The 11,984-nt window shown below is 73.0% G+C and carries 14 protein-coding genes; 3 read left to right on the top strand and 11 right to left on the bottom strand.

Annotated features, from left to right (window positions below; genetic code table 11):
- Nucleotides 1–39 precede the first annotated feature (39 nt).
- The 6 genes from der to ACFQ79_RS38350 form a co-directional block, all read right to left on the bottom strand.
- The gene (gene der, locus ACFQ79_RS38375) at nucleotides 40–1,488 is read right to left on the bottom strand and encodes a ribosome biogenesis GTPase Der (protein WP_383592449.1); all 1,449 of its coding nucleotides are present in this window, start codon (nucleotides 1,486–1,488) and stop codon (nucleotides 40–42) included.
- A gap of 70 nt (nucleotides 1,489–1,558) precedes the next feature.
- Nucleotides 1,559–2,146: a lysophospholipid acyltransferase family protein gene (locus tag ACFQ79_RS38370; RefSeq protein ID WP_383592458.1), complete on the bottom strand. Its 588-nt coding sequence runs from the start codon at nucleotides 2,144–2,146 to the stop codon at nucleotides 1,559–1,561.
- Nucleotides 2,147–2,199: 53 nt separating this feature from the next.
- On the bottom strand, nucleotides 2,200–3,006 hold the full coding sequence (gene cmk, locus ACFQ79_RS38365) for a (d)CMP kinase (protein ID WP_383592447.1): 807 nt from the start codon (nucleotides 3,004–3,006) through the stop codon (nucleotides 2,200–2,202).
- A 465-nt stretch (nucleotides 3,007–3,471) separates the two neighbouring features.
- Nucleotides 3,472–4,560, bottom strand: coding sequence for a prephenate dehydrogenase (locus ACFQ79_RS38360; RefSeq protein ID WP_383592444.1), 1,089 nt, complete (start codon nucleotides 4,558–4,560; stop codon nucleotides 3,472–3,474).
- A complete protein-coding gene (gene aroH / locus ACFQ79_RS38355) occupies nucleotides 4,557–4,919 on the bottom strand; it encodes a chorismate mutase (RefSeq protein WP_383592441.1) in 363 nt (120 codons plus the stop codon). Before aroH ends, ACFQ79_RS38360 begins: the two co-directional genes overlap by 4 nt.
- Before the next feature lie 201 nt (nucleotides 4,920–5,120).
- On the bottom strand, nucleotides 5,121–5,564 hold the full coding sequence (locus ACFQ79_RS38350; protein WP_383592438.1) for a YidB family protein: 444 nt from the start codon (nucleotides 5,562–5,564) through the stop codon (nucleotides 5,121–5,123).
- Between the two features lie 111 nt (nucleotides 5,565–5,675).
- On the opposite strand from ACFQ79_RS38350, the gene ACFQ79_RS38345 reads away from it, so the two are divergent.
- The 3 genes from ACFQ79_RS38345 to ACFQ79_RS38335 all read left to right on the top strand — a co-directional run bounded on the left by ACFQ79_RS38345 (nucleotide 5,676) and on the right by ACFQ79_RS38335 (nucleotide 7,353).
- Nucleotides 5,676–6,011: a DUF952 domain-containing protein gene (locus tag ACFQ79_RS38345; RefSeq protein WP_383592435.1), complete on the top strand. Its 336-nt coding sequence runs from the start codon at nucleotides 5,676–5,678 to the stop codon at nucleotides 6,009–6,011.
- Nucleotides 6,012–6,077: 66 nt separating this feature from the next.
- Complete coding sequence (locus ACFQ79_RS38340; RefSeq protein ID WP_383592455.1) at nucleotides 6,078–6,587, top strand: Rieske 2Fe-2S domain-containing protein; 510 nt, start codon at nucleotides 6,078–6,080, stop codon at nucleotides 6,585–6,587.
- 76 nt (nucleotides 6,588–6,663) lie between these two features.
- The gene (locus ACFQ79_RS38335) at nucleotides 6,664–7,353 is read left to right on the top strand and encodes a DNA polymerase beta superfamily protein (protein WP_383592432.1); all 690 of its coding nucleotides are present in this window, start codon (nucleotides 6,664–6,666) and stop codon (nucleotides 7,351–7,353) included.
- Between the two features lie 67 nt (nucleotides 7,354–7,420).
- Here ACFQ79_RS38335 and ACFQ79_RS38330 read toward each other — a convergent pair whose 3' ends face one another.
- From ACFQ79_RS38330 to pnuC, 5 genes are all read right to left on the bottom strand, one after another.
- The gene (locus tag ACFQ79_RS38330; RefSeq protein ID WP_383592429.1) at nucleotides 7,421–8,191 is read right to left on the bottom strand and encodes a DNA polymerase beta superfamily protein; all 771 of its coding nucleotides are present in this window, start codon (nucleotides 8,189–8,191) and stop codon (nucleotides 7,421–7,423) included.
- Nucleotides 8,192–8,194: 3 nt separating this feature from the next.
- Nucleotides 8,195–9,226: an ADP-ribosylglycohydrolase family protein gene (locus tag ACFQ79_RS38325; RefSeq protein ID WP_383592427.1), complete on the bottom strand. Its 1,032-nt coding sequence runs from the start codon at nucleotides 9,224–9,226 to the stop codon at nucleotides 8,195–8,197.
- The gene (locus ACFQ79_RS38320) at nucleotides 9,223–10,008 is read right to left on the bottom strand and encodes an NUDIX domain-containing protein (RefSeq protein ID WP_383592452.1); all 786 of its coding nucleotides are present in this window, start codon (nucleotides 10,006–10,008) and stop codon (nucleotides 9,223–9,225) included. Before ACFQ79_RS38320 ends, ACFQ79_RS38325 begins: the two co-directional genes overlap by 4 nt.
- 62 nt (nucleotides 10,009–10,070) lie before the next feature.
- Nucleotides 10,071–11,150 (bottom strand): AAA family ATPase, encoded by a 1,080-nt coding sequence (locus ACFQ79_RS38315; protein ID WP_383592424.1) that lies wholly within the window; start codon nucleotides 11,148–11,150, stop codon nucleotides 10,071–10,073.
- Nucleotides 11,147–11,800 (bottom strand): nicotinamide riboside transporter PnuC, encoded by a 654-nt coding sequence (gene pnuC / locus ACFQ79_RS38310; RefSeq protein WP_383592421.1) that lies wholly within the window; start codon nucleotides 11,798–11,800, stop codon nucleotides 11,147–11,149. Before pnuC ends, ACFQ79_RS38315 begins: the two co-directional genes overlap by 4 nt.
- Nucleotides 11,801–11,984: the final 184 nt, after the last annotated feature.

Below are 11,984 nucleotides of genomic sequence, written 5' to 3'. Positions count from 1 at the left end.
CCTCCGCCGTGTCCCCGGTCCGTCGCCGGTCCGGCCGGACTACTTCTTGCGGCCGCGCTTCTCGCGCACACGCACCGAGATGTGGATCGGGGTGCCCTCGAAGCCGAACTCCTCGCGGAGACGGCGCTCGATGAAGCGGCGGTACCCGGCCTCGAGGAAGCCCGAGGCGAAGAGCACGAAGCGGGGCGGCTTGGTGCCCGCCTGCGTGCCGAAGAGGATGCGGGGCTGCTTGCCGCCGCGGATCGGGTGCGGGTGGGCCGCGACGATCTCACCGAGGAAGGCGTTGAGCCGGCCGGTGGGGACACGGGTCTCCCAGCCGGCGAGGGCGGTCTCGATCGCCGGGACCAGCTTCTCCATGTGGCGGCCGGTCTTGGCGGAGACGTTGACCCGGGGCGCCCAGGAGACCTGCTGCATCTCGGTCTCGATCTCGCGCTCGAGGTAGTAGCGGCGCTCCTCGTCGAGCTCGTCCCACTTGTTGTAGGCGATGACGATGGCACGGCCCGACTCGACCGCCATCGTGATGATGCGCTGGTCCTGGACCGAGATGTTGTCGGTGGTGTCGATCAGGATGACGGCCACCTCGGCCTTCTCGACGGCCGCGGCCGTCCGCAGGGAGGCGTAGTAGTCCGCGCCCTCCTGGAGGTGGACCTTCTTGCGGATGCCGGCGGTGTCGACGAACTTCCACGTCACGCCGCCGAGCTCGATCAGCTCGTCGACCGGGTCGCGGGTGGTGCCGGCCAGCTCGTTGACGACGACGCGGTCCTCGTTCGCCACCTTGTTGAGCAGCGAGGACTTGCCGACGTTCGGGCGGCCGATGAGGGCGATGCGGCGCGGGCCGCCGACGACGTTGCCGAAGCGCTGCTCGGGGGCCTCGGGCAGCTTCTTCAGGACCTCGTCGAGGAGGTCGCCGGTGCCGCGGCCGTGCAGCGAGGAGACCGGGAACGGCTCGCCGAGACCCAGGGACCACAGCGTGGCCGCGTCGGCCTCGCCGGACTGCCCGTCGACCTTGTTGGCGGCGAGGACGACCGGCTTCCCGGCGCGGCGCAGCAGCTTGACGACGGCCTCGTCGGTGTCGGTGGCGCCGACGGTGGCGTCCACGACGAAGAGACAGGCGTCGGCTGCCTCGATGGCGAACTCGGCCTGGGCGGCGACGGAGGCGTCGATGCCGAGGACGTCCTGCTCCCAGCCGCCGGTGTCGACGACCTTGAAGCGGCGCCCGGCCCATTCGGCCTCGTAGGTGACGCGGTCGCGGGTGACGCCCGGCTTGTCCTCGACGACGGCCTCACGGCGGCCGATGATGCGGTTCACCAGGGTCGACTTGCCGACGTTCGGACGGCCGACGACGGCGAGGACGGGGAGGGGGCCGTGGCCGGCCTCCTCGATCGCGCCCTCGACCTCTTCGACGTCGAAGCCTTCTTCGGAGGCGAGCTCCATGAACTCCGCGTACTCGGCGTCGCCAAGTGCCCCGTGGTCGTGCTGGTCGTTCATGAAGTCCGTTCCTTGATCATTCGTGGTCGGTGGGTCCCCGGGCCGCGGGGCCCACTACTGAAAGTCTCGCTCAGCGCCCGGTGAGGCGCCTGGCGTTTTCCAGGTGGTCGGTGAGCTTCCCCTGGATTCGTACGGTGGCCTCGTCGAGCGCCTTGCGCGTGCGGCGGCCGGAGCCGTCACCCGCCTCGAAGGCGTCACCGAAGACGACGTCGACACGGCCGCGCAGCGGAGGCAGTGCCTTGACCAACCGTCCGTGGCGCTCGGTGCTTCCCAGGACGGCCACCGGGACGATCGGCGCGCCGCTGCGGACGGCGAAGTACGCCAGGCCCGAGCGGAGCGACGCGAAGTCACCGTCGCCCCTGGTGCCCTCGGGGAAGATCCCGAGGACTCCGCCCTGCTCCAGGACGCCCAGGGCGTTTCCTATCGCCGTGCGGTCGGTGCTGTGGCGGTCCACCTTGAGCTGCCCGATGCCCTCGAGGAAGCTGCCGAGCGGGCCGACGAACGCCTCCTTCTTGATGAGGAAGTGCACGGGGCGCGGTGCGGTGCCCATGAGCATGGGGCCGTCGATGTTGTGCGCGTGGTTGACGGCGAGGATGGCGGGTCCGGAGGCCGGCACCTTCCAGGCGCCGAGGACGCGCGGCTTCCAGAAGCCGTACATCAGTCCGATGCCGATGCGTCGGCCGACGGCGGCGCCCTTCTCGGAGGGCACGGTCACTTGGCGGCCGTCCTCTTCTCGTCCACCAGGGTGACGACGCACTCGATGACCTGGTCGAGGGTGAGCTCGGTGGTGTCGACCTCGACGGCGTCGTCGGCCTTGGCCAGCGGCGAGGTCTTCCGGCTGGAGTCGGCCGCGTCCCGCTTGACCAGGGCTTCCTTCGTCGCCTGTACGTCGACGCCCTTGAGCTCGCCGGAACGGCGGGCGGCACGGGCCTCGGGCGAGGCGGTGAGGAAGATCTTGAGGTCGGCGTCGGGCAGGACGGTGGTGCCGATGTCCCGGCCCTCGACGACGATGCCGTGCTCGGCGCCGCGGGCGATGGACCGCTGGAGCTCCGTGATCAGGCTCCGCACCTCGGGGACGGCGCTGACGGCGCTGACCTTGGAGGTGACCTCTTCGGTACGGATGGGGCCGGCGGCGTCGGCGCCGTCGACGGTGATGGTGGGCCGCGCCGGGTCGGTGCCGGAGACGATGACCGGCTTCGCGGCGGCGTTGGCCACGGCCTCGGCGTCGTGGACGTCCACACCGTTGCTGATCATCCACCAGGTGATCGCCCGGTACTGGGCGCCGGTGTCGAGGTAGCTCAGACCCAGCTTGGCGGCGACCGCCTTCGAGGTGCTGGACTTGCCCGTGCCGGAGGGCCCGTCGATGGCGACGATCACGGATTCCACGGTGGGAACACCTTCCTGGGGTGAGTGTCTGGACCCGGCGGAGATGCGGGGGACCTCCACAAGGTTACCGAGTCCCCGACCCCCACCCGGCCCCACCCACACGGGCCCCCACCGCCCCTCCGTTGTGGGCATTCGTTCCGCTGGGGCGGAACGGGTGGGCACAACGGAACGGCGCCCTTTGCCGGGCCCAGGCTTCCGCGCCTGAACCCGCACCCCAGGTGCGGTGCACAGTCGGGTGCGGGCTCAGGCACAAGGGGCGGAGGCGCCGCCAGAGGGCGCCGTCCCGTGTGCCCACCCGTCCCGCCCCAGCGGGACGAATGCCCACACGGGGGAGGGGTGGGTGGAGGCAGCGAGTGCGCGGGCGCAGCCCGCACAGGGGCGGATGCGGGCGCGGCCCACACGGGGGTGGGTGCGGGCGCGCCGCACGGGGGCGGCGAGGGCTCGGGCGCGGGACCTCGACGGCGGCGCAGCCCGCACGGCGCGGGCGCGGGCCGCACGGGGGCGAGTGCGGGCGCGGAGGGCGCGGGCGCAGCCCGCGTGGCGCGGGTCTCCGGGCCGGCGCGGGTCTCCGGGCGGCGGCGGCGCAGCCCGAGCGCGTCAGGTGGTGCGGAGGGACCAGCCTCGTTCCTGGAGCGCCGCCGCCAGCCCCGGCGCCGCCGCAGGCTCCACCATCAGCTGGACCAGACCCGCCTGCTGCCCCGTCGCGTGCTCGATGCGGACGTCCTCGATGTTGACCCCCGCCCGACCGGCGTCGGCGAAGATCCGGGCCAGCTCGCCCGGCTGGTCGCTGATGAGGACGGCGACCGTCTCGTACGCCGTGGGCGCGGCGCCGTGCTTGCCGGGGACGCGGGAGCGGCCGGCGTTGCCGCGGCGCAGCACGTCCTCGACGCCCGAGGCGCCGTCCCGGCGCTTGTCCTCGTCGGCGGACTGCAGGGAGCGCAGCGCGCGCACGGTCTCGTCGAGGTCGGCGGCGACGCCGGAGAGGACGTCGGCCACGGGGCCGGGGTTCGCGGAGAGGATCTCGACCCACATGCGCGGGTCCGAGGCGGCGATCCGGGTGACGTCGCGGATGCCCTGTCCGCAGAGCCGTACGGCCGACTCGTCGGCCTCCTCGAGGCGCGCGGCGACCATCGACGACACCAGCTGCGGGGTGTGGGAGACGAGGGCGACCGCGCGGTCGTGGGCGTCGGCGTCCATGACGACGGGGACGGCCCGGCACAGCGCGACGAGTTCCAGGGCGAGGTTGAGGACCTCGGTGTCGGTGTCGCGGGTCGGGGTGAGGACCCAGGGGCGTCCCTCGAAGAGGTCGGCGGTCGCGGCGAGCGGGCCCGAGCGCTCCTTGCCGGACATGGGGTGCGTACCGATGTACGCGGTGAGGTCGAGGCCCAGGGCCTCCAGCTCCCGCTTGGGGCCGCCCTTGACGCTCGCCACGTCGAGGTAGCCGCGTCCGAGCCCGGCGGTCATGGCCTCGGCGAGGGTGGCTGCCACGTGCGCCGGGGGTACGGCCACGATGACGAGGTCGACGGGCCCCTCGGGCGCCTCGTCGGTGCCGGCGCCGAGCGCGGCGGCCGTGCTGGCGCGCGCCGGGTCGTGGTCGCGCAGGTGGACGGTGACGCCCCGGCCCGCGAGGGCGATCGCGGCGGAGGTGCCGATCAGTCCGGTGCCGATGACGAGCGCTGTTCTCACTGGGCGATGTCCTTGCGCAGAGCGGCCGCGGCGCCGAGGTAGACGTGCGCGATCCGGGACTTGGGGAGGTCGGTCTCGACGTGGGCGAGGAGCCGGACGACCCGCGGCATCGCGCCCTCGATGTCGAGTTCCTGCGCGCAGATCAGGGGGACGTCGACGATGCCGATGCGGCGGGCCGCGGCGGCGGGGAAGTCGCTGTGGAGGTCGGGGGTGGCCGTGAACCAGATGCTGATGAGGTCGTCGGCTTCGAGTCCGTTGCGCTCGAGGACGGCGGCGAGCAGCTCTTCGACCTGCTCGCTCATGTGTCCGGCCTCGTCCCGCTCCAGCTGGACGGCTCCTCGGACCGCTCGTACCGCCACGTCGTGCTCCTTCGCCTGCGTCAGTGCTCCGTTCAGCCTAGTCAGGGGCGGGAGGGCGTGCCGGGGCGCCCGCCCTCCGAGACGGAGGACGGGCGCCCGCGCGAGCCTTCGGCGCCCCGGGAGGCCGGGAATCGGACGGTCCGGTCGGAGGGGAACCGCTCGATGCGAACCGGTCAGAGCGAGCCGGTCGGTGCGAACCGGTCAGAGCTTCTGCTCGCGGATGATGTCCTCGAGGGAGCCCTGGGGCATCGAGCCGGTCGGCGTCAGCTTGTCGACGGCCTGCGGCAGCGACTGCGCGATCTGGTCGGCGGCCTCCTGCGGGCTGACGCCGGCGTCCTGGGCGACCTTCTGCAGGGTCTCGTCCGGGAGGGCCTCGGCGATCTGGGCGCCGCTGACGGGCTGGTTGTCACCGGTGCCGACCCAGGACCGGGTCTGGTCGGTGAGGCCCGACTTGGTGAGCATCTCGAGGAGTCCGCCGAGCGGGTTCGACGCACCGCCCGATCCTCCCGCGCCGCCCCCGCCCTGGCCGCCCGCGAGCGCGCCGATCAGGGAGCCGAGGATGCCGCCGGCACCGCTGCCGCCGCTCTGTCCGCCGGCGCCTCCGAGGAGACTCCCGAGGAGACTGCCGAGGTCGTTTCCCGCCATGGTCCTGCCTTTCGTCCGGTTCGGAACAGGCCCAATGTCACCCGAACCGGGATGCTCCGCCACTCGGGGTACGGGCCCGGCCCGGAGGATCCGCAGGGTAGAACTGTCGGCATGTTGCTGCACGTCGTACCGCTGGCCGACTGGTCCGCCGCCCCCGATGCCCCGTACGCCCCGGCGTCCCTCGCCGCCGAGGGCTTCGTCCACTGCTCGCCGGACGAGGCGGCGGCTCTCGTGATCGTCGACGCCCGCTACCGGGACGTGCCGGGCCCGCTCCTGGTGCTGGTGATCGACGAGGAGCGGCTGGCCGGGGAGGTCCGCTGGGAGGGCTCGGGAGGGACGCTCTTCCCGCATGTGTACGGGCCGATCGAGCGGGACGCGGTGACCTCGGTCCTGGAGGTGCGGCGGGACGCGGACGGCCGTGCGAGGGAGCTGACGCCCCGGGTGTAGGCGTGTTGCGGGACCCGGCGGCCCCGGCGGCGCCAAGGTGGCCGTATGACTTCACGCGTCACCAACCTGACTGCACGCGCCACGAGCCGCCGTACCGTCCTGGTCGCCGCCGCGGCCCTGACGGCGGGCTGCGGCTCGGACGACGGGGGCGACGGCGGTACGGGCACCAGCGCCCCGGCCACCCCGGCCGACACCGCGGGCACGAGCGCGTCGGCCACCCCCGGCACGAGCGCGCCGGCCACCCCGAGCGCCCCCGCCGAGACGAGCGCCTCCGCCGGCGCGCCCAGCGGCAAGGCCCTGGCCAGGACCGCCGACATCCCGGTCGGCGGCGGCACGGTCTTCAAGGCGGAGAAGGTGGTCGTCACCCAGCCCACGGCGGGTGAGTTCAAGGCGTTCTCCGCGATCTGCACCCATCAGGGCTGTCTGGTGAACAAGGTCGCGGACGGCACCATCGACTGTCCCTGCCACGGCTCCAAGTTCCGCATCACCGACGCAGCGGTGGTGACGGGACCTGCTACGCGTCCGCTGCCGGCCGAGCAGATCGCCGTCTCGGGGGACTCGATCACCCTGGCATAGCCCTGACATACCCCTGACGGAGCCCTGCAAGAGCCCTGTCAGAGCCCTGTCAGAGCCCTGACGTAGCCTGACCGGCATGACTCCGGACGAGCTGGTGCGCGACCACACGATCTACTCCTGTGTGATGGGCTCGCGCGCCTTCGGTCTCGCGACCGAGGGCAGTGACACGGACGTCCGGGGCGTGTACCTCGCCCCGACGCCGTTGTTCTGGCACTTCGACAAGCCCCCCGCGCATGTGGAGGGGCCGGGCGAGGAGCAGTTCAGCTGGGAGCTGGAACGCTTCTGCGAGCTGGCCCTGCGCAACAACCCGAACGTCCTGGAGTGCCTCCACTCCCCCGTGGTCGAGTACGTCGACGACCTCGGCCGCGAACTGCTCTCGCTGCGCGGCGCCTTCCTCTCCCGGCAGGCCCATCAGACCTTCGTCCGTTACGCGGGCGGGCAGCGCCGCAAGCTCGACGCGGACGTGCGCCAGTACGGCCACCCGCGCTGGAAGCACGCCATGCACCTGCTGCGGCTGCTGACCAGCTGCCGGGACCTGCTGCGCTCGGGCGAGCTGCGGATCGACGTCGGCGAGGAGCGCGAGCGCCTCCTCTCGGTCAAGCGCGGCGAGGTGACCTGGCCCGAGGTCGAGTCCTGGATGAACCGGCTCCAGGAAGAGGCCGACCGCGCCCTGGACGCGACTCCGCTCCCGGCGACGCCGGACCACGCGCGCGTGCAGGACTTCCTGATCCGCGCGCGCCGCCGCTCGGTGCCGGACGCGCTGTAGGGCCCCGGTCCGGCCCAGGGTCCGCTCCGGCCCGCTCCTCCCCCGCCCGGCCAGGGCCCCGCAGGTTCTACGGGGTCGTCGACCGAGCCCGTACGACCAGATCGTGGAGCAGGTCGTGGGCGCGCACCGACGCCTCCCGCAGCCCGGACGCGGCCTGTGCCTCGTCCAGGACCCCGTGCAGGGCCTCCGTCTCCGCCCGTACGTCCTCGACCGCCACTCCCGCGAGACCGTGCTCCGCCGCCGCCTTCGCCGCGACGAGGTCGGGCAGCCGGGCGGGCGCCTCGGCGACCTCCCCGACCAGGGTCGGCAGATGCGCCTGCACCTCGCCCGCCCGCATCAGATGGATGCCGGTGAGCAGCGCCCGGTAGGTGTAGAGCAGCGGCTTGAGCTCGCCGCTGCGCTCGAAGAGCCGCCACTGCGTGCCGGCGAAGCCCCGGTAGTGGTGCGCGTGGTGGGAGGTGAGCACCTCGGGCACGAGCGAGACCAGCTCCGCGTGGGTCTCCGTGGTGTGCGCGACCAGCGGGGAGGTGAGCTGCTCCAGGACGTAGCCGTTGCGGCGCAGCATCAGCCGGGCGAACTTCCGCAGGTCGTGGGTGACCAGGTCCATCTCCACGCCGTCCCGGTCCCACATCCGGCTGCGGGTCTCCTCGGGCTCGCGCAGCCCGACCAGCGCGTCCACCGGCAGCAGGTGCGCGCCGCGCAGGTCCACGTCCGAGTCACGGGACGGGAAGCCGTACAGGTGCGCGCCGGAGACGGTGGCGAAGAGCAGGGGGTCGGGCTGTTCGGCCACGACGGCGGCGAGGTCGGCGTCCAGGGCGGACTCGAGGGAGAGCGTCATCGGTCAAGCGTCCCAGAGCGCGCCGAAGGTCAGGAGGTCGCTCCGGTACTCGACGTGCTCCTCCCACTCCTTGGGCCAGGCGTCCGCGCCGAGGTGGGCACCGGCGAAGGCGCCCGCGAGGGCGGCGATCGAGTCGGAGTCGCCCCGGGTGCAGGCGGCCCGGCGCAGCACGGTGAGGGGCTCCTCGGGGAAGAGGAGGAAGCTGAGGAGCCCGGTCGCCAGGGCCTCTTCGGCGATCCAGCCGTCTCCCGTGTACGTACAGGGGTCGAGCTCCGGGTCGGCGGTGCGCTGGACGGCGTCGAGGCGCTCAAGGACGGCCAGGCACTCGTCCCAGCCGCGCCGGATGAAGGAGAGCGCGGAGGGGTCCTGGGAGCGGGTCCAGAGGTCGCCGAGCCAGTGCTCGTGATACCGGGAGCGGTTGTCGTACGCGTACGAGCGGAGCTGTCCGACGAGTCCGGCCGGGTCGACGCCCTGGGCGAGGAGGTACACGGCGCGGGCGGTGAGGTCGGAGGCGGCCAGCGCGGTGGGGTGACCGTGGGTCAGGGCCGCCTGGAGCTGGGCGGCGCCGGCCCGCTGCTCCTCGCTCAGCCCGGGGACGAGCCCGATGGGCGTGACCCGCATGTTGGCGCCGCAGCCCTTGGAGCCGAGCTGGCTGGCGTCCTGCCAGAGCCGGTCGCCGTCGAGGAGGGCGCAGGCGCGCAGGCAGGTGTTGCCGGGGGCGCGGTTGTTCTCGGGCGAGTGGTACCAGTCGACGAACTCGTCCCGTACGGGCCTGGCGAGGCGCAGCGGGGCGAGCACGCCGCGGTCCGTCGCGGTGCGGATGCCCCGGGCGAAGGCGAGGGCCATCTGGGTGTCGTCGGTGACGTACGCCTTGCCGTTCCGGACGGGCAGCGGCATCTGCCGCCAGGGTCCGAACGAGGCCAGGATCGACGGAACGTCCTTGAACTCGGTCGGGAAGCCGAGCGCGTCGCCGAGCGCCAGCCCGATCAGGGAGCCGGTCGCGGCCTGCTTGGTCGCGGTGCGGGTCGGGTTCACGTGGATCGTCCTTCCGGTCGCAGGAGGGGCGGGTGGAGGGTGGTGGCCTCGCCCGCCCGGTAGAGAGCGGCCGGTTTCCCCCGTCCGCCGGTGAGGCGCGGCGGTCCTTCCACGGCCTGGACGAAGCCGGGCGTGGCGAGGACCTTGCGCCGGAAGTTGGGGCGGTCCAGCTCGACGCCCCAGACCGTCTCGTAGACCTGCCGCAGCTCGCCGAGGGTGAACTCGGGCGGGCAGAAGGCGGTCGCGAGGCAGGTGTACTCCAGCTTGGCGCCGACCCGTTCGTGGGCGTCGGCGAGGATGCGGTCGTGGTCGAAGGCGAGCGGCCCGTGCGTCCCGTACGGCATCCACCGGGCCTGCGCCGCGTCTCCGCCGCCGCGCGGTTCGGGCGCGTCGGGCACGAGCGCTGCGAACGCGACGGAGACGACCCGCATCCTCGGGTCGCGGTCCGGTTCGCTGTAGGTGCGGAGCTGTTCGAGGTGGAGTCCGGCGACGGTGGTGTCGGAGAGCCCGGTCTCCTCGGCGAGTTCGCGGCGGGCGGCCCGCTCGGCGGACTCGCGGGGCAGGACGAAGCCGCCGGGGAGGGCCCAGTGTCCGGCGTACGGCTGCTGGCCGCGCTCGACGAGCAGGACGTGGAGGCGCTCCTCGCGGAGGGTGAGGACGGCGAGGTCGACGGTGACGGCGAACGGCTCGAAGGCGTACGGGTCGTAGCCCTCGGGCCTGCCTGCCGAAGCCGCCCCCGGCGTGCCCTTCGGCGCTTCGCCCGGGACCCTGTCGCCGTTCAACGGCGTCTCGTCCGACACTCTGTCGCCGTGCAACGGCGCCTCGTCCGGCACCCGGTCGCCGTTCATCGGCGCTCCGGCAAGGGGTCGGCGAGGTCCCAGCCCTCGGCGAGCAGCCCGTCGACGGCGGCGACGGCGGCCGCGAGGCGTTCCTCGTGCGGGCCGGTGAGGACGGCCGTGCGCCGGCCGCTGTGGGCGAGCTGGGTGAGGAAGCGGGCGGTCATCCAGGGCCGCAGGTGCTCCCCGTCGCGGAGGCCGTCGTCCTCGAAGTCGACGCCCCGGTGGTCGGTGAGCAGCCAGAGGTGCTGGCGTCCGTGGGCGGCGATCTCGCCGGTGGCGGGGCTGGTGGTGCCCATGTAGCGCTCGTGCCAGATGGTGGTGGCGAAGGCGTCGGTGTCGCAGAAGAGGACGGGCGAGCCGTCGCGGGCCGCCTCCTCCTCCAGTTCGGCCTGGCGCTGGGCGATGACGGGGAAGTCGGAGGAGTGGAAGGCGACGTCGGCCCATGCGGCGCCGGGGCGTTCGGCGCGGAGTTCGGCGAGTTTGAGTTCGCTGTACTCGCGCCCGTACTCCGGTACGTACCGGGTCCTGGCCCAGACGCCGCCGCGCCGCCGGTAGTGGTCGGCGAGGGCGAGGGCCATGGTGGTGGTGCCGGTGGACTCGGCGCCGAGGACGACGACGCGCCGGGTGAGCGCGGAGCGCACGGGCGCCTCCAGGAAGTCCCAGCAGCCGGCGGGGTCCGCGCGGACGGCGGTGCCGGAGACGGGGAAGCGGTGGCGCCCGGGGTCGACGCAGACGGACTCGGCGCCGAAGCGGCGGGCGAGCTCCTCCCCGTACGGCTCCGAGGTGAAGACGGCGTCGACGCGCTCGGGCACGGCGGCCCGGAAGACGGCCATGTGGGCGTCCCAGACGTCGGGGTCCTGGAGGTCGACGGGGATGTCGTCGACGGCTCCGACGACGAGGGCGTCGGGGTGGATCTCGCGCATCCAGGCGACCCGGTCCTCCAGGGAGACGCTCTCCACGGAGGAGGCGCAGACGAGGACGGTGAGGCGCTCGCAGCGGTCGAGGGCGGTGTCGACGAGATGGTGGTGGCCGGCGTGCGGCGGATAGAACTTGCCGAGGACCAGGCCGTGTCCGTAGCGGCTCATGCCACCGCCTCCATCCGGAGGGCGCGGCGTGCGGCGAGGTCCTTGGTCCAGCCTCGCAGGCCGAGGACGCAGAGCGTCATGAAGCCGACGTAGAGCAGGGAGGTCAGGTACAGCTCCTTGTACGCGTACAGCGGTACGTAGACCACGTCGGCGGCGATCCACAGCCACCAGGACTCCAGGCGCTTGCGGCACTGGCCGTAGGTCGCCATGAGGGAGAGCGCGGTCGTCAGGGCGTCCCAGAAGGGGACGGTCGAGTCGGTGGCGCGGTCGAGGAGCAGGGTGAGGGCGAGGGTCCCCACCACCCCCGCCGTGAGCAGCCACGTCCATTCGGTGCGCGTGGTGCGGCGCACCGGGAGGACGTCGGAGCCTGGTCCACCCCCGTGGGTCCAGGTCCACCAGCCGTACACGGCGAGGGTGATGAAGACGATCTGGAGGCCGACGTCCGCGTACAACCCGGCCTGCGTGAAGAGCAGGACGAAGAACAGGTTGTTGGCGATGCCGATGGGCCAGTTCGCGAGGTGCTGACGGGCGACGAGCCAGACGCAGAGCGCCCCGCTGCCGAATCCCAGGACCTCGGTCCAGCTGACCGGGGTGTCCAGGATCGTGAAGAGCGGCTGCTGCAGCGGTTCGAGCATGCCTGCGAGGCTCACGCCCGCCTCCTTAAGAGTCATGTTGACTATAAAGGTCGACGGTCTTCGGCCACAAGCCCGAGAAGCACGGCGCCGACGGCACCACCGCGCCGCCCGGACACGCAGAAGCGCCGGGGCGCCCCGGGCGGGGCGGGGGGGGAGGGGGAGGAACGGGGGGGGCGGGTAAGCCGGTAAACAACGGGCT

The organism is Streptomyces sp. NPDC056480 (assembly GCF_042795405.1).
Classification (GTDB): Bacteria; Actinomycetota; Actinomycetes; order Streptomycetales; family Streptomycetaceae; genus Streptomyces.
This window is presented reverse-complemented; position numbering and strand designations above follow the sequence as displayed.

Coding starts and splice junctions, on each gene's coding strand:
- cmk (WP_383592447.1), bottom strand. CDS start 3,006: ATGCCCACAACGGAGGGGCGGTGGGGGCCCGTGTGGGTGGGGCCGGGT.
- ACFQ79_RS38330 (WP_383592429.1), bottom strand. CDS start 8,191: ATGACGCTCTCCCTCGAGTCCGCCCTGGACGCCGACCTCGCCGCCGTC.
- ACFQ79_RS38370 (WP_383592458.1), bottom strand. CDS start 2,146: ATGTACGGCTTCTGGAAGCCGCGCGTCCTCGGCGCCTGGAAGGTGCCG.
- ACFQ79_RS38345 (WP_383592435.1), top strand. CDS start 5,676: ATGTTGCTGCACGTCGTACCGCTGGCCGACTGGTCCGCCGCCCCCGAT.
- der (WP_383592449.1), bottom strand. CDS start 1,488: ATGAACGACCAGCACGACCACGGGGCACTTGGCGACGCCGAGTACGCG.
- ACFQ79_RS38335 (WP_383592432.1), top strand. CDS start 6,664: ATGACTCCGGACGAGCTGGTGCGCGACCACACGATCTACTCCTGTGTG.
- ACFQ79_RS38315 (WP_383592424.1), bottom strand. CDS start 11,150: ATGAGCCGCTACGGACACGGCCTGGTCCTCGGCAAGTTCTATCCGCCG.
- ACFQ79_RS38350 (WP_383592438.1), bottom strand. CDS start 5,564: ATGGCGGGAAACGACCTCGGCAGTCTCCTCGGGAGTCTCCTCGGAGGC.